This window comes from Stenotrophomonas sp. Steno-Z10-BAI (assembly GCF_056393115.1).
This window is the reverse complement of the sequence record NZ_JBWJOZ010000003.1, coordinates 174,731-198,315: the sequence shown is the minus strand read 5'-3', so window position 1 is coordinate 198,315 and position 23,585 is coordinate 174,731. Positions and strand designations below refer to the sequence as shown.

The 23,585-nt window shown below is 68.7% G+C and carries 19 protein-coding genes; all 19 read right to left on the bottom strand.

The genetic code is table 11. The features are described 5' to 3' along the window. Nucleotides 1-120: 120 nt before the first annotated feature. A complete protein-coding gene (locus AC06E9_RS09710) occupies nucleotides 121-4,602 on the bottom strand; it encodes a cellulose biosynthesis protein BcsC (RefSeq protein ID WP_478055975.1) in 4,482 nt (1,493 codons plus the stop codon). Further along, nucleotides 4,584-5,744, bottom strand: coding sequence for a cellulose synthase complex periplasmic endoglucanase BcsZ (gene bcsZ, locus AC06E9_RS09705; protein ID WP_461770648.1), 1,161 nt, complete (start codon nucleotides 5,742-5,744; stop codon nucleotides 4,584-4,586). The genes AC06E9_RS09710 and bcsZ overlap by 19 nt, the downstream gene beginning before the upstream one ends. A gap of 2 nt (nucleotides 5,745-5,746) precedes the next feature. Continuing rightward, nucleotides 5,747-8,086, bottom strand: a complete 2,340-nt coding sequence (bcsB, locus tag AC06E9_RS09700; protein WP_183073802.1) for a cellulose biosynthesis cyclic di-GMP-binding regulatory protein BcsB — start codon at nucleotides 8,084-8,086, stop codon at nucleotides 5,747-5,749. After that, nucleotides 8,083-10,233 carry a UDP-forming cellulose synthase catalytic subunit gene (gene bcsA / locus AC06E9_RS09695; RefSeq protein ID WP_152152410.1) on the bottom strand — a complete coding sequence of 717 codons (2,151 nt, stop codon included), beginning with the start codon at nucleotides 10,231-10,233 and terminating at the stop codon, nucleotides 8,083-8,085. Before bcsA ends, bcsB begins: the two co-directional genes overlap by 4 nt. Nucleotides 10,234-10,332: 99 nt before the next feature. Then, entirely contained in the window at nucleotides 10,333-10,692 is a 360-nt protein-coding gene (locus AC06E9_RS09690; RefSeq protein WP_478050275.1) for a hypothetical protein, read from the bottom strand. 24 nt (nucleotides 10,693-10,716) lie between these two features. Then, on the bottom strand, nucleotides 10,717-11,175 hold the full coding sequence (bcsD, locus tag AC06E9_RS09685) for a cellulose biosynthesis protein BcsD (protein ID WP_226956620.1): 459 nt from the start codon (nucleotides 11,173-11,175) through the stop codon (nucleotides 10,717-10,719). A gap of 299 nt (nucleotides 11,176-11,474) precedes the next feature. Further along, on the bottom strand, nucleotides 11,475-12,653 hold the full coding sequence (pncB, locus tag AC06E9_RS09680) for a nicotinate phosphoribosyltransferase (protein WP_121042648.1): 1,179 nt from the start codon (nucleotides 12,651-12,653) through the stop codon (nucleotides 11,475-11,477). Between the two features lie 108 nt (nucleotides 12,654-12,761). Then, on the bottom strand, nucleotides 12,762-13,598 hold the full coding sequence (locus tag AC06E9_RS09675; RefSeq protein WP_478055974.1) for a glycosyltransferase family 2 protein: 837 nt from the start codon (nucleotides 13,596-13,598) through the stop codon (nucleotides 12,762-12,764). Next, nucleotides 13,595-14,461: a glycosyltransferase family 2 protein gene (locus tag AC06E9_RS09670; protein WP_478055973.1), complete on the bottom strand. Its 867-nt coding sequence runs from the start codon at nucleotides 14,459-14,461 to the stop codon at nucleotides 13,595-13,597. The genes AC06E9_RS09675 and AC06E9_RS09670 overlap by 4 nt, the downstream gene beginning before the upstream one ends. Before the next feature lie 115 nt (nucleotides 14,462-14,576). Continuing rightward, nucleotides 14,577-16,772: a type II secretion system secretin GspD gene (gene gspD, locus AC06E9_RS09665; protein ID WP_121042642.1), complete on the bottom strand. Its 2,196-nt coding sequence runs from the start codon at nucleotides 16,770-16,772 to the stop codon at nucleotides 14,577-14,579. Nucleotides 16,773-16,781: 9 nt separating this feature from the next. Continuing rightward, nucleotides 16,782-17,579, bottom strand: a complete 798-nt coding sequence (locus AC06E9_RS09660; protein ID WP_478055972.1) for a hypothetical protein — start codon at nucleotides 17,577-17,579, stop codon at nucleotides 16,782-16,784. Next, nucleotides 17,569-18,312 carry a type II secretion system protein GspM gene (gene gspM, locus AC06E9_RS09655; RefSeq protein ID WP_428999829.1) on the bottom strand — a complete coding sequence of 248 codons (744 nt, stop codon included), beginning with the start codon at nucleotides 18,310-18,312 and terminating at the stop codon, nucleotides 17,569-17,571. The genes AC06E9_RS09660 and gspM overlap by 11 nt, the downstream gene beginning before the upstream one ends. After that, complete coding sequence (locus AC06E9_RS09650) at nucleotides 18,287-19,435, bottom strand: PilN domain-containing protein (protein WP_478055971.1); 1,149 nt, start codon at nucleotides 19,433-19,435, stop codon at nucleotides 18,287-18,289. The genes gspM and AC06E9_RS09650 overlap by 26 nt, the downstream gene beginning before the upstream one ends. After that, nucleotides 19,432-20,295 carry a type II secretion system minor pseudopilin gene (locus AC06E9_RS09645; RefSeq protein WP_478055970.1) on the bottom strand — a complete coding sequence of 288 codons (864 nt, stop codon included), beginning with the start codon at nucleotides 20,293-20,295 and terminating at the stop codon, nucleotides 19,432-19,434. Before AC06E9_RS09645 ends, AC06E9_RS09650 begins: the two co-directional genes overlap by 4 nt. Further along, the gene (locus AC06E9_RS09640; RefSeq protein ID WP_121042857.1) at nucleotides 20,292-20,930 is read right to left on the bottom strand and encodes a type II secretion system protein J; all 639 of its coding nucleotides are present in this window, start codon (nucleotides 20,928-20,930) and stop codon (nucleotides 20,292-20,294) included. The genes AC06E9_RS09645 and AC06E9_RS09640 overlap by 4 nt, the downstream gene beginning before the upstream one ends. Next, a complete protein-coding gene (xpsI, locus tag AC06E9_RS09635; RefSeq protein WP_121042631.1) occupies nucleotides 20,927-21,343 on the bottom strand; it encodes a type II secretion system protein XpsI in 417 nt (138 codons plus the stop codon). Before xpsI ends, AC06E9_RS09640 begins: the two co-directional genes overlap by 4 nt. After that, the gene (gene xpsH / locus AC06E9_RS09630; RefSeq protein WP_478056047.1) at nucleotides 21,340-21,759 is read right to left on the bottom strand and encodes a type II secretion system protein XpsH; all 420 of its coding nucleotides are present in this window, start codon (nucleotides 21,757-21,759) and stop codon (nucleotides 21,340-21,342) included. The genes xpsI and xpsH overlap by 4 nt, the downstream gene beginning before the upstream one ends. Before the next feature lie 90 nt (nucleotides 21,760-21,849). Beyond that, a complete protein-coding gene (gene gspG, locus AC06E9_RS09625) occupies nucleotides 21,850-22,281 on the bottom strand; it encodes a type II secretion system major pseudopilin GspG (RefSeq protein ID WP_121042627.1) in 432 nt (143 codons plus the stop codon). A 48-nt stretch (nucleotides 22,282-22,329) separates the two neighbouring features. Further along, a complete protein-coding gene (gene xpsF / locus AC06E9_RS09620; RefSeq protein WP_152152423.1) occupies nucleotides 22,330-23,550 on the bottom strand; it encodes a type II secretion system protein XpsF in 1,221 nt (406 codons plus the stop codon). Nucleotides 23,551-23,585 lie beyond the last annotated feature (35 nt).

Sequence of the window (23,585 nt, the reverse complement as noted above, 5' to 3'; positions counted from 1 at the left end):
AACGATGGGGAATCAGTCACGGGACATCAGCCTCTTCGCAGCAGGAACCAGCCAAGCCTGCGGGACGCCCGCGGCCAGGTAAAGCCTGGCAGCGGGCCGGTCATCAGCGCATGACGGCGATCATTCACCCGAGGCGTACGGCGAGCGCAGCGGCTGCGGCTGCTTGCCCAGCCCGGCGCCGAGGCGGTCGAGCAGGAAGCGCAGGTACAGGCTGGTGCCGAACTGCCGGTAGTCACGCGCGTTGTTGAACTCCATCCGCCCGCCCAGGAACAGCTGCGAGGACAGCTGCCATTCGGCGGCGGCGCTGAGGTTGTAGGACACGCCGGTCTTGGTCTGGCCGGTGTAGACCGGATCGACGTACTCGGTGGTCAGGCCCAGCAGCGCGGCCATCGAGGCGGCATCGTAGGCAGCCTGCTGCATGGCCGGATCGGTCGGGAAGTACGGCGCAGCTTCTTCCTTGAAGTGCTGTACGCCGACGCTGGTATCCAGCTGCCACGCCACGCGGCCGCTGGCGGTGCGGCCGTTCCAGTGCACCGGGAAGCCGACATCCACATAACGCTGCGGGCTGAAGTAGCCGCCGTGGCCGTAGGTGAAGCCGCTGAGGTTGCGGTCGTACTGCATCGCGGTCAGGTTCAGGCCGGCGGTCAGCGATTGGTTGTCGGTTTCCAGCGCGTGTACGTACACGCCCACGCCGACTTCCTGGCGATCGTTGTCGGCCACGTTCTCGCCTTCCAGGCGGTGCCACGACGCACTGGCGTAGCCGCCCAACTGACCGTTGTCGACGGTCGCGGCGAGCTTGGCGCCGCTGGCGGTCACCCCGCCCCAGCGCAGCCCGTTGCGCCCGTCTTCCACCCCGGCGAAGGACAGCAGGCTGTCGGTCACGGCGCGGCGCGAGGCTTCGCCGGACCAGGTCAGCGCATCGCCGATCTGGCCGCGGTAGCCGATGCCACCGACGATCTGGGTGTCATCGAAGCCGAGCGGGGTGCTGCCGACATCGGCGCGGAAGCCACCGCGCTCGTAGCCGACCGAGACGCCGGCACCGCTGGCATCCTGCGAGCTCATGCGGCGCGCACCGGCGGCATTGGCCACCATCGCATAGAGCGTGTCCTGGAAGGCCTGCGGGGTCTGCGAACCGCCGCCGCCCTGGGACAGGGTCTTGAGCTGGGCCTGCTCGGCCGCGCTCAGCCCGCGCACCAGGCCGGCATTGCCCAACACCTGCGTGGCGATATCGCTGATCGGCGTATTGGCCAGATCGCGGCTGAGGATGTAGCTGGGCAGCGGATCGGCGAACAGCAGCGCGCGCGCGGCCGCCGCACGTTCGGCCTGCGTCAGCGAACCATCGGTCTGGTTGAACAGTTCCTGGTAACGGCCGTTGTCCAGTGCGCGGTCGTAGATCAGATTGCGGGTGGCGTTGCTCTCGCCACGGGTCAGCAGCGTCTGGTAGAGCGACGAGCCGACCAGATCATCGACCGGCGTGCGATCAGCCGCCAGTGCGCCGGCCAGAGCCGCCTGCGGGCCACCGCCGAAACGGCTGGCACTGGTGTACTCGGGATCCGGGCGACCGGCATCGAGCACGGTCGGGGTGATGGCCACCTTGAGCTTGCCGTCGCCGACCGCGAACTGCCCTTCCAGCGGCACCTGCAGGTCATCGAGCTGGCCCATGCCGGCTTCGCCGGCGCGGGTGCGATACGCCGCGCCCACGGCCAGGCTGCTGCTGTTCTCGGCCTTGAGCGCGCGCAGTTCGTCGAGCACGCCGTTGCCGGTGGTGGCCGGCGGCAGCGGGCCAAGCGCGGTGTTGCGCGAGGCGCGCGGCGCACTCGCCTGGCCGGGCACCTGGCGCGAGCCGGGCACCGGCAACGGCAGGCCGACACCGCCGCTGGCCGCGGCCGTGGCCATGACCGGCTCCGGCAGGCCATCGGCATCGATCACCGGGGTGACGCTTGCCGGGCCCAGACTCATGCCCATCGCCGGACCGGCGTCCATCGGCAGCGGTTCGGCAGCCAGACGGGCAGTCGCGGCCGGCAATGGCAGACCGCCGTCGCGCAGCGCTGCGGTACGGGTGCCACCGCCACGGTTGAGGCCAGCGAAGGGATTGAAGCTGCCACCGCCTGCCAGCATCGCGGTGCTGGCCTGCGGGTAGCCGTTGTCGAGCTGGCCACTGCCCTTCGCGGCAGCCGCCAGCGACGCGCGGAAGTAGCTTTCAGCACGGCGGTTCTTGCCGGCCGCGCGGTACACACGGCCGGCGGCCGCCAACACATCCGGCGATTCCGGCGCCTGCTTCAGCGCGCGCTCCAGATACTGTTCGGCCAGGTCCATGTCGCGCATCGCCGCAGCACTGCCGGCGGCGGCGACCATCGCATCCAGATCGCCCGGGGCCAGCTGCAACTGCTGCTGATACAGCGCCAGGGCCTGGCCGTTGTCGCCCGCAGCGGCATACAGGCGTGCCAGCGCAGCGATGTTGCGCGGATCCTGCGGGCGCTCGGCCAATGCCGGGGCCAGCACCGCGTACGCGCCTTCAAGATTGCCGAGTTCGCGCAGCGCATCGACCTGACGCAACACGTAGCCGCTGCGCAGATCGTTCAAACGGGTCTGCTGACTGGTCGACAGGGGCACATCAGCCAGCTGGCGCAGGATCGCGGCGACTTCGCCGTCGCGACCGGCGCGCAGCAGCACCGAGGCATATTCCAGACGGTTGTCGACGCCGGGCGAACCGCCTTCGATCAGGCGCTGCGCGAGCACGAGGGCGCGCTGCTGGCTGCCGATGTCGGCGTAGGCACCGGCCAACGCGGCCACGATGGACGGATTCTTGACCCGGTCGCCGAGTGCGGCTTCGGCGCGGGCCAGCAACAGCTGCGCTTCGCCACTGCGCTGGCGCTGCATGAGCGAGCGCGCCTGGGCGGCCTGCACCTGCACCCACGCGGTGTCATGCAGCGCAGTCATTTCAGAATCCCGCGAGGCGGTGGGAATGCGTTCGAGCAGCGCATAGGCCCGCGGCCAATCACTGCTTTCCTGGGCGAACAGGGCCTGCGCATACAGCGACGTTGCCGAGCTGTCGTCCAGCGCGCGCAGCCCTTCGATCACACCGTTGGCCTGATCCGGACGGCCCGCGCGCGTATACAGCCGCGCCAATTCCAGCCGCAGCCACGGATCGCGCGGCTGCACCAGCAGCGCGTCTTCCAATTCGATCTGCGCCATCTCGATGCTGCCCTCGGCCAGCGCCTGCTGCGCGCGCGCGCGGGCGAGGTTGGCACGCAGCACGGACTGGCCACCGGCGCTTTCCTGCTGGGCCGGGGTCAGCCGGTCGAACAACGCGGCCGCTTCATCGGCGCGGCCGAGACGGCCGAGCAGGCCGACCAGGCCCTGCAGCGCACCGGCGTTGCCGGCATCCAGTTCCAGTGCCTTGCGGTAGCTGCGCTCGGCCGCGGCCGGATCGCTGCCGCTCTGCAGGTCGGCCAGCGCGACATAGCCGGCGGGCTCCTTGGGCTGCAGCGCGATGACCTGCTGCACACGGGCGATGGCATCGCCGCTGGGCTGGCGACGCACCTCCTGCAAGGTGAGCCAGTAGCGCGCGGCATCGGCCGCGCTGCGCCACTTGCCGTTGATCGCAGCGGCCGGGCGCAGCAGTTCATTGGCCTCACCAAAGCGCTCCTGGCGCAGGCGCACCGAGCCCAGACCGCCGAGTGCCTCGGCATCGCGCGGCCGCACGCGCAGCACCTGCGCGAAACGCGCTTCGGCCTGGGCCAGGTTGTTGCTGTCCAACGCGCGGAAGCCCTCGCCGAGCAGGCGCTGGTTCGGGTCCTGCGGCGCGGGACGGTTGGCGATGGCCTGCTCACGCAGCTGCGCCTGCTTGGCCGCCACTTCACGATCATTCGGCACCACGTCCAGGAAGGCCTGGTACAGCCCGGCATCGGCGGTGGTGGCGTTGAGCCACAGCAGCGCCTGGCGCCAGGCCGCACGCGCGGGGCCGGCGGTGTCGGTGGCCTGGCTGAGCGCACGCAGCTGGGCGATGCCCTCGCGGCGGGTCGGCTCGCGGTAGGTCAGCACCTGGGCCAGTGCGAGCTTGGCCGGGTTGTTGTTGCCGGTGGCGATACGGCGCAAGCCATCGCGCGCGCGGGTCCAGCCTTCCGGCGTACCGGCCAGCACCTGGTAGTACTCCAGCGCCAGATCGTTGGGCGGGCCGCCCGCACCGAAAGCCTCGTCATAGGCGCGTACCGCCTCGACGTATCGACCGGCCGCCGCCGCACGGCGCGCGGTCTGCAGCTGGTTGCCACCGCCGCCGCCACCAAGCGCCATGCGCAGGCGCGTGGTCTGCGCCGAGGACGGGTGGCGTGCCTGCAGCTGCTGCAGCCGCTTCTGTGCCTCGGCACGGCGGCCCTGGTTGAGGTCGATCAGGCCCAGGCCGAGCAGTGCGTCGGCCTGGTTGGGATCGGTCGCCAGCAACTTGCGCCAGGCATCGGCCGCCAGATCTTCACGGCCCTGGTCCTGCCAGTAATTGCCCTGGCTGACCAGCTGCTGCGTCGAGGACGCGTTCTGCGCGAAGGCCGGCACGGTCAACACGCACAGGCCAACCAGGCAAAGGGGGGTCAGGGTCTTGCGGAACATGGCGAACTCCACGCGGGCAGCAGTCGCCCATCGGCAGAAAAACGGTAGCGGCGATCCATCCAGCCCTTGCCGAACAGCACCAGGGCACGATCGTAATAGTTGAGGGTGCCGGCCGGGATCCGCGCCAGCTGTGCCTTGGCCAGTGCAGGCTGGCCAAGCGCACTGAGATACGGCAGCAGTGCGGCGGCAAAGCCCGGCGAGGGTGCGCCGGTGCCGACCCCCAGACGCGTGTCGATCTTCTCGGCAAAGCCGGTCTGCGCGCGCAGCATCGACAGCGGGCCGGACAGGCCATCAAGCAAGCTGCGCCGCAGCGGATCGGCCGGGTCGGTCATCCCGGCCCAGAGATAGCAGCGGATGGCATCGTAGCTGCCGAGCGCGCCCTTGCCGGCGTCGACCACGAAGGCCTTGCCGTTCCAGGCAATCCAGTCCGGCGCGAACCCGACCGGGGCGCTGGCGCGGGTCATCGCCACGCTGCGCTCGGCCAGCCGCGCCCACGGGCCGCGTGCATCGACGGCGGCGAAGCGGCGCAGCACGAACAGCGGCAGGTAACTGGGGTTGAGCGTCCAGCGGTCGGCCTGCACGAAGCCGCGGTTGCCGGGCAGCAGCATCGGCCCGAATCCGGGCAGCTCGACGATTTCGGCCGTGCGCATCAGCGCGAGCGTCTGGCGCCCGGCCTCGACCAGGCCCGGGCGCTTCCACAGGCGGCCGGCTTCAAGCAGCGCATAAGCGATCCACAACTCGCCATCGGAGGCGGTGTTGGGGTCGAGCACGCGGAACTGGCCGTCGGCGGCCCGGCCCCACAGCCACGCCGGCAGATTGAGATCGGCGCGGCCGCGGCAGAGGTGGCGGCGGGTCCAGGCCAGAATGCGGTCGAACAGCACCGGATCGTTGTCGACCAGCGCGAAGAACAACCCGTAGGACTGCGATTCGGAGGTGCTGCGCAGGTCCGTGTTGAGGTGATCGACCACGCGCCCGTCGGGCTCGATGTGCCGATCCACGAACGTGCGCCACTCACGCCACGGCGTGCCACAGGCCTGCGCCCATGCGTTCAGCGGCAACGCGGCGGCAGCACCGGCTGCCGCGAGTGCCTGCAGAAAGCGGCGGCGCGCGAGCGCCGGCGCGGGGACGGACGTGTCGCGCATGCTCAGCCTGACAGCCCGATGCGGGACTTGGCGTTGCGCTTGAGCAGCCAGCGCGCGATCAGGGCCAACAGCAGGCAGGCCAGACCGACGAAGCCAGCCAACAGCAGCGGACTCTGCGAGAAGTACCAGCGCAGCCAGGTCAGCGGCGGCAGGTGGCCGACGTAATACGTCTGGTTGCCGGCCAGGCTGCGCACTTTGTCCTTCTGCAGCAGCACCACGCTGCCCTGGAAGTCACGCAGACGGTCCGGGTCGAACCACGCCTCGAACAGGCGGTTGACCTGCGCCGGATCATCGGCCATCACCGCGATCACGCTGCGCCCCTTGCGCAGGGGCGACTCGAAGCCCATCAGCACGACATCGCCAGCGTCCGGACGCACCGACACTTCGGCGGTGGTCGGCAGATCGGTGCGGCGCGCATCCGGCGACAGGAACGAGGGCATCCGCTCGAACACCCAGTCCGACAGCTGGAAACGGCGCGACTGCCCCGCCTCGCCGATCGGCAGGTGCGCGGCCCACTCGCCGAACAGCGGCTGGCTGCGACGCGACCCCAGCACCACCAGATCCTGGTCGGCGTGCTCGCCTACCTGGCCGGCAGCGATGATGCGGTTGCGCAGCGCCGGGTAACCGGTCGAGGCCCCCATGCGGCCGAGCAGGGTCAGCACATTGCCGACGTCATCGGCGTTGGGGTTGTTGGGCAGCACCAGCACGGTCTCGGAAAGATCGGCCAGACGCGTGAACGGATAACCGGCATTTCCGAATGCGGCCAGGTTGGGCATCGCCATGTAATGGTCGAAGCCGCTCAGATCGATGCTGGTGTCTCCGTCGATCGCCGCGGACACATCCGGGAAGGTGTTCTTGCATTCGGCCGCCTGCGGGCGATCAAAGAAGAAGTGGAAGCGCAGCTGGCTGTTGGACGAGAACGGGCCGGTCGGCAGCATCACCTTCTGCTGGATCGGCATCACGCCCGGTGCCTTCATCTTGTTCCACAGCATCTCCGACACTGAGCGCGGTGCGGGGCGGCCGTTCAAGGGCAGCGTGGTGACGAAAGCATCGTTGATGCTGATGTTCAGCGCCGACTTGTTCGCGCCTTCCGGCAGCGTGTAGCGGTAGCGCAGATCCAGCGGGATGCCATCACGGCGCCACGTGAACAGATCCGGCGGCAGCTGCAGGCCGATCCGGATCAGGTCCGGGTGGTAACCGACCACATTCAACTCGCTGGTCTGCTGGACCAGTTCGGAGACTCGCACCGGGCGATCGCTGGGCACCCACTTTGGCGCGTCGTACGGCTTGCGCGGCGCGATCTCCTTGAAATCGCCGATGCTGGCGGTCGGTCCGGACAACGGCGTGCCCAGGGTCAGCGCGGTGGCCGCGATGCGCAGCTCACCGTCATCGCGGCCGAGCACCAGCAACAACTTGCCGTTGGCATCGTTCGGATTGGCGATCACGGCCAGGGTCGGCCCGCTGATGTCGGGCAGCACCAGGCCGGCCGGCGGGTTGCGCGGGGTGGCCACGACCACCGCATTGCCTTCCAGCGGCACGGTATCGATCGAGGCCGGGAACAGCGCACCACGATAGCCGGCCAGCGCGCCGAACCACGAAGAGACGATACCGGCCGACTGCAGCAGCCCCTGCCCCGGCTGACCGGTGAACACGAACGGCAGTTCAAGCCGGTTGGTGTCACGGGCATCGAAGAACGGCACCGGCAGCAGCGACAGATCATTGGTCAGCTGCAGTGGCGCCCAGCCCAGTTCCAGATAGCTGCCGGCGTCGATGTTGGCCCACAGGCTGGTGTGGTCCGGATCCTCGCATTCGCGGGTGTAGTGGCCGATCAACTGCAGGTTGATGCGGTTGTAATCGATGATCATGCGCGGATCGATATCGATGTCGCGCTCGATCATCCGCCCGGCCTGCTCGACCGGCGTGGGCAACGTCGCCACGGTGACGTCGTTGACGGTGACCTTCAGGTGCGACAGATCCGGCAACAGCGCCGGTGAATAGCTGTATTTCAGATGCAGCGAGGCGCGATCGACCACCTGGTCGTTGCGCACCGAGAACGGCACGCCAGCGGTGCCCTGGATGCCGCGCAGGGTGATCTCGTAATCGATGCCGAGCTGCTTGAGCGTGGAGCGGCTCTGCCGCGAACCAGCCGCTGGCGCGGCAGGCGGCACGGGCACTGCCGGGGCGGCATCGGCGGGTGCAACGACGGGCGTGGCCGTTGCGGGAACCGCAGGATCCTGCGCGTAGACCGCGCCACACAGCAGGGTCAGGGTGAACGCCACCGCTGCGGCGGACGGACGCGGCACGCGCACCGGGCGGAACAGGGAACGGTCACGACGGGTCATGCGGAATCTCCGGTGCGCGGCGGGGTGGGGCCATCCTTGCGGCCTCCCGCAAGAACGAAACTGCCCAGGCGGTGGAAGCCGCGCATGCTGGCCTTGAGGACGTCGGTGGTGGAACGCAGGAACGTATCGCGGTCATGACGACCCCACAGCTTCACCCAGATGTCGGCACGGGCGAAGGTGGAGGTGACCAGCCAGCGTTCCTGCTCCAAGGTCAGCTCGCCGAACTGGATGCTGATGCCCTGGTCGTCGCGATCGTGCCGCACTTCGGCCGGCAGGCGCTCGCTGCGCTGGCGATGGGCCAGTTCAACCTCCACGTACGTACCCGGCTGCACGGGCTGGGACTGATCCAGCCGCAGCGCCATGCCACCGGTGGAGAAGTTCAGCGTGCGGCACGGCAATGCCTGGCCATCGGGCAGGTGCAGGACTGCCCGCATGTTCAGCGGCACGCGGTGCGAGCGTCGGATCTGACGCTGTTCGCTGGAGGTGGCGATGACCGCGCCCAGCATGATCATGTTGTAGACGGTCCAGCCCAGGTTCAACCAGATCGTGTTGACCTCGCCGCTGGTATCGGCCATCACCATCCGCACGATGCCGGCCACCACGCCCAGCAGGTTCAACAACAGCAGCAACAGGTACGGGCGGGCGATCTGCGCATCGAAGTAGCTGCGCTGGACCAGGCCCCCCTTGGCGGTGACGTTGAACTTGCCCAGCTTGGGATTGATCACCGCCATCAGGGTCGGGCGCAGGATGTACCAGGCCAGCGTGGTCTCGTACACCTCGTTCCACAGCAGATGGCGATGCTTGCCCTGCACGCGCAGGTTGGTCAGGTTGGCCATCACGATGTGCGGCAGCGCGTAGGCCAGGATCATCAGCGCCGAGGCGTGGATGACGTGGGCGCCGAAGAACAGGAAGGCCAGCGGCGCGGTCAGGAAGATGATCCGTGGCAGGCCATAGAAGAAGTGCAGCATCGCGTTGGTGTAGCAGATGCGCTGCATCAGGCTCAGCCCCTTGGCGAACATGGGGTTGTCCACCCGCAGGATCTGCGCCATGCCACGGGCCCAGCGGATGCGCTGGCCGACGTGTGCCGACAGGCTCTCGGTAGCCAGGCCGGCCGCCTGCGGCACCGGGATGTAGGCACTGCGGTATCCGGCACGGTGCAGACGGATCGCGGTGTGCGCATCCTCGGTGACGGTTTCGATGGCCACGCCACCCACTTCCTCCAGCGGGCCGCGCTTGATCACTGCGCAGGAGCCACAGAAGAAGGTCGCGTTCCACTGGTCGTTGCCATCCTGCAGCAAGCCGTAGAACAGCTCGCCTTCGTTGGGCACGCGCCCGAAGTTGCCCAGGTTGCGCTCGAACGGATCGGCCGAGAAGAAGTAGTGGGGCGTCTGCACCACGGCCATCTTCTCGTCGAACAGGAACCAGCCCATCGACATCTGCAGGAACGAGCGGGTCGGCATGTGGTCGCAATCGAAGATGGCCACGTATTCGCCCGTGGTCTTCTTCAGCGCCGCATTGATGTTGCCGGCCTTGGCGTGGCTGTTGTTGGTCCGGGTGATGTACTGCACCCCGACCTCCTCGCAGAATTCACGGAATTCCTCGCGGCGGCCGTCATCGAGCAGGTAGATGTTGAGCTTGTCCGCCGGCCAGTCCAGCACGGTGGCCGCCAGCACGGTGGTGCGTACCACCGACAGCGGCTCGTTGTAGGTCGGGATGAGCACATCCACGGTGGGCCACAGCGACTGGTCTTCGGGCAACGGCATCGGCTTGCGATGCAGCGGCCAGGCCACCTGGAAGTAGCCCAGCACCAGCACGATGAACGAGTACACCTCGGCGGCCACCAGGCCCAGGCCCAGAGTGAGATCGACGAAGCTGCTCATGCCCATCGTGTCGGTCAGGCGCCAGTACATGTAGCGCGTGGACATCACCAGCGACAGGCCCATCAACACCAGCGGGATCAACCGGCTCTCGCGATTGCGCAGGCACAGGGCGATCAGGAACACCACGGCCGAGAACAGGAACTGCTGACCGATCTCCATGGGCACGGTGATCACGAAGGCCAGCAGCATGGCGCCGCCGACCACCAGCGCAAGCAGCGCCAAGCGGGCCAGAACGGCATCCCCTCTCGGGGTGGAAGTTTTGCTCATGATGTTCCCCAACACGGCCGCACGCAGCGGCATCCCCTTGCATCAGCCGGCACTCCCGCCCCACCCCGAAGGGCGCGGCGAGCGATCACCGGCTACGTTTCACGCCCCGCGCAGCCGGCTCAGCGGGCTGTGCCCCGGCGTCGCGCTACGCGCACCGGCCAGTCGCTGGAACAGCTGTTCCAGCGGTGTTTTCTGTGCCGGTGCGGCACTGGCCGGCGTCTCCACCGGAGCAGCCTGGGCAGGCGCGATCACCGCTGCGGCATTGGGCACCGGCGGCAGGACCACGGCCGGAATCGGCGGCGGCACCTCGTCGCGCGGCTTGGCTACCGTGCTGACGCGGGACTGGCTATGAGAGAAATCCCGGTAAGCACGCGTGTCATCGCGGTCCCCCAGGCGGTTGAAGAGACCGGCCACGTCGTCGTGGCTCTCTGAATCGGCAGGTTGCTGAAGCTTGCTCATGGCACCATCGAAAGGGGGAGAGATTCAGAACACACGCGACAGCGTGTACGTGGCTACATCGGGATGGTCGCTCTGCAGATAGCGCACATCCAGCACCGACATCATCCCGGCGGCGCGGAACCACTGCCGGTACACACCTTCGAGAAACCCGGTCTCCCACCCGGCGCGGGTGCCGAGCACCGCCGACAACGGCGACGCCGCGTGATGGATGCGCACCTGTTCGGGCGCTTCCTCGAACACGACCTGTCCCCACTCCGTCGACGACCACACGGCGTTGGCCGCATGCTGCAGTTCGTCCAGCGTGGCGACCGCCGGCAGTGCGTGGTCACGGCCGAAGCGCTCACCGATACGCGCCATCAGCCGGGCCAGTTCGGCATCGGGCAACGCGCTGTCGAACTCTTCACAGAGCGCGAGCAGGAAGCCGCGCCACTGAGTAGAGCACGCATGGGCACGGTAGTAATCAAGCAATGCTGATGAATTCATCTGAAAAGCCTAGACGAACCACGATGCAGAGGCGGTATACGGGCAATTACCGGCATCGATGTCGGTCAAAAGTGTGAACTACGCCTCACAATATTGTGGCACATCTGGCTTTCCTGCATAGCAAGCGCGCTGCGTCGTTTCCTGACGCGCCGCGTCACCCGCGGCGGCCGGGCTGAACGGAAACGTGGGATACCCGACGCGCCGGGCGGCCGTGAGGGCAATCACAGGTCTGGGATGCCCCCGGCCGACCCTCCCGAAAAGTGTGACACCACGGCGGGGCGACCGCCGAGCCGCAGCACTCAGCCCTCGGCCGGCAACTCGAACACCTGGCGCAGATACGCCAGATACCCCGGGTCATCACACATGCTCTTGCCCGGCGAATCGCTCAGCTTGGCGACCGGCTGGCCGTTGCAGCGGACCATCTTGATGACGATGTTGAGCGGGGTCGGGCCCAGGTCGTTGGTCAGGTGCGTGCCGACCCCGAAGGCCACCTGGCAGCGGCCGCGGAAGTAATCGAACAGCTGCATCACCTTTTCGATGTTCAGCCCGTCGCTGAAGACCAGCACCTTGCTGCGTGGATCCACCCGGCGGCTTTCAAAGTGGGCCAGCATGCGGTCGCCCCAGGTGAAGGGATCCCCGGAATCGTGGCGGACGCCGTCGAACAGCTTGCAGAAGTACATATCGAAGTCGCGCAGGAAGGCCTCCAGCCCGACCACGTCCGACAACGCGATGCCCAGATCGCCGCGGTACTCGCGTGCCCAGGATTCCAGCGCGGCCACCTGCGAGTCACGCAGGCGCGGGCCGAGTGCCTGGAAGGCCTGCAGGTACTCATGGGCCATCGTGCCGTGCGGGGTCATGCCGTAGAGCCGGGCGAAATGCACGTTGCTGGTGCCCACGAACTGCGCACCGAGCGCGTCGCGCAGCATCGGCAGCATCCGCCCGTGCCACTCACGCGAGTAACGGCGGCGGCTGCCGTAATCGGCGATCCGGCACAGCTCGAAGCCGGGGGTATCGCGCAGCAGCGCGGTCTTGGCCTGCAGGCGGCGCTCGCCCTCGCTGAAATCCGAGTCGGTGGTGTTGCGGAACCAGACCTCGTTGATGATCGCCAGCAGCGGGACTTCGAACAGGATGGTGTGCAGCCAGGGCCCGGTGATGTCCAGATCGATCTCACCGGGCACGGTGGTCGAGGGGCGCAGCGCGATGTACTTGCGGTCCAGGTGGAACAGGCCGAGGAAATCGGCGAAATCCGGTTTGACGAAGCGCAGGCCGCGCACGTAGTCCAGCTCTTCGGCGCTGAAGCGCAGGCTGCACAGGTGGTCGATCTCGGCGTTGATCTGGTCGATGAACTGCGCCAGGTCGATGCCCGGGGTCCGGCACTTGAACCGGTACTGCACCTGCGCGCCGGGGTACTGATGCAGCACCGCCTGCATCATGGTGAACTTGTACAGGTCGGTGTCGAGCAGGGACTGGATGATCATGCTGGAGATTATGCGCCTGCCACCGTGCCCGACCAACGGCCAGTGCCCTCAGCGTGGAATGCGTTCACGGCACGTATCGCCCCGGTGCCGAAGTGGGTGCGCGGATGCTCACCGGCGGCGGAGCAGTCGCGGGACCTGCGCCAGCGCATGCGCCCAGATCGCGCCCCACACCGCGCAGCGCACCGGCCAGGCACGTTGCGGCGCCTCGAATTTCCGGAAGTACCGCCACAGCCCGCGGTGCTTGTGCCATTCCACGAAGAACGGCCGTGAGCGGCTGGAGACACCGCGCACATGGGTGACCTGCAGGTCGTTGGCGATCGCGATCACCGCGCCGGCCTCGCGTGCGCGCCGGCACAGGTCCAGGTCCTCGGCGTGCAGGCGGTAGCCCGCATCCCAGCCGCCGATCCGCTCGAACAGGGCGCGCGGCATCAGCAGCAATGCGCCGGACAGGGCCGGCACCACCTGCAGCGGCTGGCTGCGGTCGACCGGGATCGCCAGCTTGCCGCCCTGCCCGGGGTTGCGCAGCATCGCGGCGAAATCCGGATCACGGCGGCGCACCGCAGCGTCCGGCAGGCCCTCCTCGTCCACCTGCTCGACCCCCAGCAGACAGTCACCCAGCGGCAGCGCGCGTGCGCGCAGTTGGGCCAGGGTCTCCGGGCCGACCATCAGATCCGGGTTGATGAAGGCCAGCCAGGGTGCCTGGCTGTCGGCCACGCCCTGGTTGTTGGCGGCGGCAAAGCCGGGATTGTCCGGATTGGCGATGAAGCGCACCCGCGGATCGGCGCTGGCATGGCGCTGCACGATCTCCAGGGTGCCGTCGGTGGAATCGTTGTCGACCACGCGGATTTCGGCGATGTCGCGCGCCTCGCGCAGGCGCAGCAGGCAGGCGTCCAGCGTACTGGCGCTCTGGTAGCTGACGATGATGGCGGCGATGGCAGGGCTCAAACGGGCGACTCCGGGGCGGCAATGACAGGCGGCGCGAACAGATCGCCCTGCGCCTTGGGCATTATCGCCTGCCGGTGCTGCTGCTGCAGATCGTGGCGTGCCTGCTGCAGTGGATCAGCCATCAGAAAACCGGCCAGCCGCGGCGGCCAGGCCGGCCAGCGCGACGCCAACGCCTCCATGTCGCCCTCGCCGGTTACACCTTCGGCCACGCGGGCGACGAAGGCGGTCTCGCACAGGGCGTTGCGCCAGCCGAGCCCGGCCATGCGCAGGCTGAGGTCGATCAGCGCCGCATTCCACGACGCGTAGCTGTGCATGTCCAGCCCGCCGGCCTTGCGCCGGGCGTTGCCGCGCAACAACACGGCGTGCGTCACCGCCGAGGGCAGCTCGGGATGCAGCGGCGGCATCGCCGCGCAGGCCTGGGCCAGCGGGGCCAGATCCAGATCGTCCGGCAGCGGATTGATCTCGCCCAGACGCGGCCAGGCGGCCGTCTCACCGGCGTTGCACCACGGCGTGGTCGAGCCGATCGAGGCATCGCGGGCCAGGCAGGCTTCCAACTGCTGCAACCAACCCGGTGCCGGGATCGCATCCGGGGCGAGCACCACCACATCGGCGCCGGTACACGCTGCGAGCATTTCATCCAGATGGGCGACTTCGCCGATCGCGCGGGCGCGGCGGGTGTACTCGGCCTGCAGCGGCGTCTGTGCAAGCCAATGTTCGATCACGGCCTGGGCGCGCGGACCGGCCTGGCCATCGCCGGCCAGCCAGATCGCGGTGCCCGCTGCGGTGCCGGCATCGAGCGCGGCCAGGCAGCGGTCCAGCGCGGCATCGTCGACCCCGATCGGCAGCAGGATGACCGTGCTCATGCCGACCTCTGCGTGCTGCCGTCTTCGCCGTGTCGCTGTGTCATCGCAGGCTCCCTTGGGCGCGGCCAGCGTAACAAGATCGGCCCCTGCGATGACAGCAGGGGCCTGGCATCGCTCAGCGCTTGCCCTTGCGCTCGGGGAATGGCTCCATCGCACGGAAGCGGCTGCTGTATTCGTCGGTCAGGTTCCGCGACTCCTGCGCGTTGCGCACGATGGTCGGGGTCAGCAGCACGATCACTTCGGAGCGTTCTGACTTCAACGTCTTCCGGCCAAACAGCGCACCGATCACCGGCAGCTTGCTCAGGCCCGGTACGCCACTGGAGCCGTCTTCGCCGGAATCGGTGATCAGGCCGGCGAGCATGATGGTGTCACCGCTCTGCACCGCCGCTTCGGTGGAGATCTTGCGGGTATTGATCGGCGGGTTGCAGGTGGTGCGGGTCGGGTCGCAGCCGCTCGGGATCGCGCCGGCCGAGCTGACCTCCTGCACGATGTCCAGGAACACCACGCCATCGCGGGTGATGCGCGGGCGCACCTTGAGGATCACGCCGGTATCCAGGTACTGGACCTGGCTGTAAGTGTTGTCGCCGCCCACGCCGGTATTGACCGACACCGAGTTGATCGGAATCTGGGTGCCCACGTTGAGGGTGGCTTCGGCGTTGTTGCGCACGAACAGCGAGGGGGTCTGCAGCAGGCGCAGGTTGCTGACCTTGTCCAGCGCACTGACCACTGCGGCGGCGTTCTTGCCGAGGAAGGTCCAGCCGACCCCATCACTGCCAACCGAGCCGGAGATGCTGCCCCAGATCGAACGGCCAAGCGCGCTGGGCAGGTCGATGCCGCTCTCGGTCTTGCCGGTGGCCACAGCCTGCTCGAAGAACCAGTTCACGCCGTAGCTGAGGTCACCGGTCAGCGCGACCTCGGCCACCTGCGCTTCGATGTGGACCTGCATCGGCATCACGTCGAGCTTTTCGATCACTTCGCGGATCGAGCGCCAGGCCTGCGGGGTGGAGCGCACCAGCAAGGTGTTGGTTTCCTCCACCGCCGACACGCCGACCGTATCGCCCTGCACTTCCAGGCTGAAGCTGGCGTTGCCGGACTGACGCTGCGGCAGGTTCATCGTGCCATCGCCCAACCCGCCGCGGCTGCCGCCGTTGCTGCTGCCGGTGTTGGAGAAATTGCTGTTGCTGTTGCCATCGCGGCTGCCGAGGTCCATCGGCGACGCGCCCGGCGCCAGCGAACTGCTGCCACGGCCGCTGCGGCCGTTCTCGTTGGCGAAGGCCTCGGCCAGGCGCTCGGCCAGGTCCTTGGCCTTGACGTAACGCAGCTCGTAGGAGAACAGCCGCGCGCTGCCACCGGCGGTATCGATGCGGTCCAGCCATTGCTGGATCTGATCGAGATAGCGCGCCTGCGGGGTGATCACCAGTACCGCGTTGGCATTCTCCAGCGGCAGGAAGCGGAACATGCCGGCGCTGGGAGTCTTGCTTTCCTCGCCGAACACCTTCTCCAGATCGGCGGCCACCTGCTCGGCCTTGCCGGACTGGATCGGGAACACGCCCACGGACATGCCCGAGAGCCAGTCCACGTCGAAAATCTCCACCGTGCGCAGGTAGTTTTCCAGCTCGCTGCGGGTGCCACCGAGGGTGATCACGTTGCGGCCGTTGTCGACGTTGACGATCGCGTTCGGGCGCGCGTACGGCTCCAGCACTTTCTTCATCTCGGTGGCGGAGATGTACTGCAGCGGCACCACGCGCACTTCGAAGCCACGCGCATTGGCCGGCGAGGCGGTGCTGGGTGACACGGTGCCCGCCAGCGCCTGATCGGCGGCCACGATGTTGTAGCGGCCTGCGCTGTAGACCATGCGTGCGTTGTTCCAGCCCAGCACCATTTCCAGCAGGTTCAAGGCCTGCGCCGAGGACACCGGCTTGGGCGTGGCCAGGGTCACGGTGCCCTGCACGCCCGGCGCGATCACGTAGTTCTGGCCGAGGAAGTCGCCGAGGATCGCCTTGACCACGGCGTGCACCGATTCGCCTTCGAAGTTGAAGGTCGCATTGCCGGTGGAGGCATTGCCCAGCGATGGCTGCGGCGCGGCGGCGGCGCTGCGGTTGATCATCGTGCCGGTGCCGCGGCGGATCACCGCCTGCGGTGCACTGCTGGTTCCCAGTGGCTCGGCATCGACGCCTGCGTGGGATCCATCACCGGCGACCACCTGGTGGCTGTCGAGGACCGCATCGCGGCGCACCTCCGGCGCAGGCACGGTGGTGCAGCCCACCAGCAGGGCGACAAGGAAAGACACGGGGAAAAGGCGCAGGGTCATGCTGTCACTCTAAGGGTTGTGGCCGGAGCCGCCCGCGGGCGGTTGCTGCGACTGCTGCTGTTGCTGTTGCTGTTGTTGCTGCAATTGCTGGCGGCGCGCCTGGATGCGCTCGCGGATCGCCTTCATCTGGTCTTCGCTGGGGCCCTGCGCGTTCTGCGCGGGGGCCGCCGCATTCGAGGGCGTTCCTGCCTGCGGCGCAGGGGGTGCAGCCGGCGGTGGTGCGGGCACCGGGGCGGCTGCGCCATTGATCGGGCGGGCCCCGGTACCGGCCGGTGGAACCGTGGTGAGCTGTGGGCTGCCCAGTACCGTCGGCGGTTCGCCACCCTGGCCGTTGAACACCGGCAGTTCCAGCGTCTGGGTGCCACCCGGCCCGCTGACCGTGGCGCGGCGTGGTTCCAGCGCCAGCAGCTGCCAGCCGTTCACCGCCTCACCGTTCAAGCGCAACCGCAGCGACTGGCGCTGATCGGTGGTCAGGATTGCCATGGCGAAGTCAGGCGTGAGCAGTACGCCGGTCAACGAGACGCTGCTGGCGGTGCCCTGCTCGGTGCCGCCGAGCAGATACGGGCGCGGCTGCCGGTCTTCGGCGAACAGCGGCCGCGTACCGATCTGCGCATAGGTGCTGGCCGAGGTCATGCGCTCCGGCGCGGCCGGTGCCAGCTGCGGCAACGGCGCGGGGCCGATATCGCCATCCGTGGCCGGCGCGATACGGCTGCCCAGCCCGAACAGCGTGGCGATCCAGATCGCCAGTGCCCACAGCGCGATGCCCCCCAGCCACCAAGTGCGCAGGCCGGCTGCCTCAAGCTTCATGCTCAACCTCCTCCGCAGCGTCCGATACCGGCGCGGGTTCGGCCGCATCGCTGGGCAGGGCCGCACCTGGGTCAGCGTTCTGCCCAGCGTCCTGTCCCGCCGGCAGCGGAAGGGGTGCCGGCGCAGGCGCACCGGGCTCCAGTGCGGCGCCCGGGCGCAGGTAGCCGACCAGCTCGAACGACACATCCAGGCCGGTGCCGGTTTCACTCGGCGATTGCTGGAAGCGCTGCGCCAGCAGATTGAGGTTGTCCACGAACAGGCGCGGTGTCCCCGTCTCCAGCGTGTGCAGCACGGCGGCCATCTCCGGCACGCCGCACCGCAGGCGCACCTGCAGGGCCACGCGCGGGAAGGCCGGTTCGCGACTGGCATCAGGCAGTGGCGTGCGATTGCTGATCGTGCAGCTGCGATTGCCCGGGCTGGCGGAGGCCACCGCATCCTGCAGGCGGCTGGAAAGCGCGGCAGCGGCCGATTCGGCCGTGGCCTCGCGCAGGAAGCCGGGGCGGCCTTCGAGCGCCGCCTGCACCTCGCCCAGCTGGGTGGCGATCTGGCCGCGCTGGGCCAACTGCGCCTCCACGCGCTGCTGGCGCTCCTGCACGGCAGTGATGTCGGCGTTGATCGCCAGCAACGGGCGGGTCAACCACGGATGCACCAGCAGCAGGTAGGCCACGGCGATCACCGCCAACAGCAGCCCCAGTGCCAGCCAGCGATCACGGCGCGTCGGGTGTGCTGCCATCGGCAACCTCCTTGGCAGGCGGTGTCGCACCAGGCAGCGGCTGCAGCTCGGCAGTCAGCGTGAAACGGTCGCGGCCGCTGGTCGCCCCATCGGCCTGCAGCACGCCGGTCAGGTTGACCTTGCGCCATAGCGGCGAGTCCTGCAGCAGCGGCACCAGTTGCGAGGCTTCGCGGCTGAGCCCGATCAACTGCAGCGTGCTGCCTTCGATCGACATCTTTTCCAGATACGTGCCATCGGGCAGCAGGCGGGTAAGCTCATTCCAGATCTCCACCGTGCTCGCATGCTCGGCACGCCTGCCCTCCAGGAACGCGGCGCCTTCGACCAGACGCTGCAGTTGCTGCCGTTCGGCGGCAACCCGACGCGCATCACGCGCGGCGGCATCGACCTGCTCACGCAACTGGTCCGCCGCGGCCTGGCGATTGTCGATCAGCTGATGGCCGGCCAGCGCAAGCAGCACGATCGCGCCCACGGCCAGGAGCCCGTTCCAGCGCGCCATCGGGTCGCGATACGGCTGCCGCTGCGCGACCGGCAGCAGATTGACATCCAGCGGCTGGCCAGTGGCATCCACCGCATCGATGCCGGCCACGGCCTGCGCCCACGGCCCGGCCTGCTGCGCCCACTGCTCCAGCTGCACGCGCGGGATCACCACCAGCTCCACCTGCAACTGGCCATCCGGCAGCGCCCCCAGCTCGCGCACGTCGTAGCTGACCTGGCTGGCATCGAAGGGGGTCTGCCGATCAATTTCAAAACCGACCACATCGCGCAGCCGCTCCGCGGCCGCGGCGGGAAGCCGCAGCGGGCGCCGCAACACGCTGCCGGCAGGCAGCAACCAATGCCGCGGCAAGCTGCGCAGGCGCGCATCCAGCACGGTATCCAGGGTGGCCGGCGAGACCGGCCAAGGCAGCTCGGCGATCGCCTCGATCTGCTCGCCCGTCTGGCGTTGCAGGCGCAGCACCTCACCATCGCGCTGCAACAGCAGCCGCGAGCGCGACCAGCCCATCGCCCATTGCCACCGCACCGGCAGCCAGGCCAGCAAGGACTGCCGCCACCAGCGCAGGCTGCTGCCCACGCCAGGCGACAAGCGCCCGCGGGCCCGCACCAGACTGTCACGCCATGCCGTCATCTTGCTGCCATTCCCTGTTCCCAGCGAAGTACTGTGTATGCCGTTCCCGGCGTGCCTGCCGACCCCGTCCTCACCACGGCGCGCAGTACCGATATCCGGCCGCGTTCGTCCGTGGCGCGACTCTCGATACTATAGGTGCCGCTGCCACCTGCAAGCGGTGCGGCAGGCAATCCGGCCTCATCGGCCGTCGCCGCACGTTCCCGCTCGGCCAGCAGGCGTTCGGCATCCAGCCCCAGCGCGGTCAATACCGGGCCGGCTGCAAAACGCGGGTCGGGCCGCGCCTGGCGGCTGTACAGGGTCAGCATCGGCTCGACCCGCGCATACAGGTCCGCATCCATCCCCAGCACGCGCTGCAGCTCGCCCACGGTCTCGAAGCGCGCGTTGCGTGCGCCATAGGGCAGGCCGGCCGCGACGTAGTCCGGCGTCTCCGCGCCGCCACCGGGCTGTTTGAGGCTGTCGGCATCGCGCCAGTCGACGATGGCGCCGGCCAGCTGCTGGGCCCTCCCCGGCGCCTCTCCCATCGCACGCAGGAAAGCAGCGAGGAAGCTGGCATCGGCCAGATTCAGGTTCACCTTGCCGTTCTCATCGAGGATCGCCAGGTCGATCCGGCGGTCGTCGAAGGTCCAGCGGTAGCGGCGACCGTCAGCCACCCACGCCGGCTGACTGGCGCGGGGCTGCAGACGATGCAGGGCATATTCGAGCCCCGCGCGCGCGTACTCCTGGCCGATGGCGTCGTCGCCGATCACGCGCTGCTGCATGTGCTCCACGCGCGCGCTCAGCGCGAATGCGCCGATCACCGCCGTGAGCAGCGCGATCAACCACAGCACCAGCACCAGCGCGGCACCGCGCGCCGGCCTCATCGGCGATCCCCGCGCGGCGGCGGGAGCGCTGCGATCATCGGTGGCCACGCCGGCCCCTGCAGCGGTGCGATCTCGATCGACACCAGCAGCGGCAGCCGCCGGGTATCGTCCCAGCGGTCCAGCCACGGCGTGAGCTGGCCGGTGCGTGGATCGGTGCCGCGATAGCGGAAGCGCACCTCGCGCAATTGATCGGCCAGCATCTCCGGCGGGCGCGGCGGGTCTTCTTCGATCGCCTCGCCGTTCTGCAGCAGGGTCAGCCCGATCTCCAGCTGTTCCTGCCCACCCGCACGACGGACCTGCAGCTCATGCGCATACGGCCCGCCCCGGCCGAGGTAGCCGGGCAGATCGGAGACGAACAGCATCCGCTGCGGCTCGCCAATGAAGTACACCGGGTCACGGGTGGGATCCGGGGGCGAGGTCGCGATGACCAGCGCGGTGGACAGGCGACGCCGCAGAAAGCCTTCGACCGCGCGCATGCGCTCGTTCTGGGCGGCCATGCGCTCGCCGCGCTGGCTGATTGCCATGGCCGAGCGCACGGTGGCGAAGGCCAGCGCCAGGCCGCCGACCAGCAGCGCGGTCGCCAGCAGGATTTCGATAAGGGTGAAGCCGCGGGCGCGGCGCGCGCGCAGCGTCATCGCGGTGCGCCCGGTACCGGCGGCAACAAGCGCAGGCTGCGCCATTGCAACTGCTCGCCGTTGCCTTCGCCCCAGCGCACCTGCAGGGTGATCTGCGCCAGGGTCGGGCCGCCGACATCGGTGGTCACCGGCGCGGTGGTCGTGCGCGGCTCCGCGTACGGTTCCACCTGCAATCGCCAGCGGTACCTGCCCTGCTCCCACTCGCCCTGCGTGCTGCCTTCCTGAAGCGGCGTCTCCACGCCCGTGCTGGCCAGCAGCGACTGCGCATACAGCGTGGCCCGGCTGCGCACGTCGGCCTGACCGACCTGACGGGCCGCACCGGACAGGCTGCCCAGCAGCAGGGTCAACGCCAACGCCAGCAGCGCAAAGGCGATGATCACCTCCAGCAGTGAATAGCCGCGCTGACGCTTCATCCGCGCTCCCGGCGCGGGCCGGCACGGACTTCGCCGGTGATCCAGCCGACGTGGATCTCCCACACCGCGCCGCGCGTGCTGAGGTCGATGCTGCCGCCACTGGCCGCGCCGTCGGCCAAGAAGGCGATGCTGCCCTGCCCCGGCGCGGTGCTGAGCTGGCTCGCCCCGCGGAAGCGGACGTCCAGCGCGGCGGGAATCTGGCCGTGACGACCATTGGCCGCCTGCCACGTCCGCGCACGTGGGTCGATCACGAAGCGCTGCGTCTGGCCGGTAGCGATGGCCTGCGTGCGGGTGTAGCGCAGCTGTGTGGCGATCTCCTTGCCGGCATTGCGCAGCCGCAGGCCATCGATGCCACCGTTCATCGCGGTGGCGGTGACCACGCCCATGATCGCGATCAGGGCGACCACCAGCAGCATCTCCAGCAGCGACAGACCGCGCGCATGAGTGCCCGCAGGCACGCGATGCGGCGGTCTTCTCAGCACGGGCCACGGCGCTCCCAATGCCGATTACTCGTACCGGATGTCCGCGTCGTAACTGCTGCCACCCACCTTGCCGTCCTTGCCCAGGCTGATCAGGTCGTATGGCTGGCCCTCGCCCGGCACGCGGTACTCCAGTGCATGACCCCATGGGTCATTGAGGTCGGCCGGCTTGGCGTACGGGCCGAGCCAACCCGCGCTGCCGCCGGGCTGGGTGACCAGATCATCCAGTTTGGCCGGCAGCTTGCCGGTATCGAGCTGGTAGTTGTCGATCTTGCCGGCCATGGTCTGCACCTGCGCCTTGGCGATGTTGGCCTTGCCACGATCGGCACCGCCGAGCACGCGGCTGCCGACCAGGGTCAGCACCGCCCCGATCAACACGATCACGATGATGATTTCCAACAGGCTCATGCCGGACTGGTGGCGCGCGGAAGAAAAGCGGGTCAGGCGACGGCGTTGCATATGGCAGGCTCCTTGCATCGAATCGTTGGGGTATTCACCAGCGGCCGGTCAGCCGATGGCATTGGTCAGGTCGTACAACGGCACCAGCACGGCCACGATCACCAGGCCGACCACCGAGGCCAGCACCAGGGTGATCACCGGCACCAGCGCCGACAGCAGCCGGTCGATCGCGCGCGCGCTTTCCTGTTCGAACGTATCGGCGGTCTTGAGCAGCATCGTATCCAGCGCGCCGGATTCCTCGCCGACCTGGATCATCTGCAGCGCCAGGCGCGGGAAACGCTTGCCACGCGACAGCGACGCCGACAGGCCGTTGCCGTTCTTGACCTCGTCACTGGCGGCATCGACATCGGCGGCCAGCGCGCGGTTGCTCAGCACGTTGCGCGCGATGCCCAGGCCGGACAGCAGCGGCACGCCGTTGCGCAGCAACGTGCCCAGGGTACGGGCCAGGCGCGCGGTTTCCAGCTTGGCCAGCAGCGGGCCGATGCCGTTGCGTTGCAGCAGCCAGCCGTCCATGGCCAGGCGCGTGGCCGGTTGCCGCAGCCGCCGCTCCACCACCAGCGCGATCACCGCAGGCACCACGATCATGATGATCCAGCCTTCGCGCACGACCAGGCCGGCAGTGAGCACCCACTGGGTGAACCACGGCAACGCGACATCCAGGCTTTCGTACATCAGCGCGAACTGGGGCACCACGTAGCCCAGCAGGAACAGCAGCGCACCGCCGACCACCGCCAGCAGGATCGCCGGGTAGATCAGCGCATTGATGACGCGGCCTTTCAGTTCAGCACTGCGCTCGAGGTAATCCGCCAGCCGCTGCAGGGTGTCATGCAGGCTGCCACCGGCCTCACCGGCGCGCACCATGTTGATGTACAGCCGCGAGAACAGCCCGTGCTGGCGTTCCAGCGCGGTGGAGAGCGGCGCACCGCCGCGCACGATGTCGCGGATGTCGGTGACCACCCGGCGCGTGCGCTCGTCCTCGGGCAGTTCCAGCAGGATGCTGAGCGCGCGGTCCAGCGGCTGCCCCGCGCCGAGCAGCGTGGCCAGTTGCTGGGTGAACTGCACCAGCCCACCGCCGTCGAACGGTTTGCGGCGCAGCAGCGCCGCCCAGGACGACGCCCCCGCGACACCCTCGCTGGCCAGGCGCGCCTCCATCGGCATGTGGCCCTGGTCCTGCAGGCGCGCGGCAACCTCGGCTTCGCTGGCCGCTTCCATCTGGCCATCGAACAGTTCGCCATGCGCGTTGAGCGCCTTGTAGCGGTACTGGGCCATGCTCAGCCGCTCACCGGGTGCCGGCCGCAGGCGCG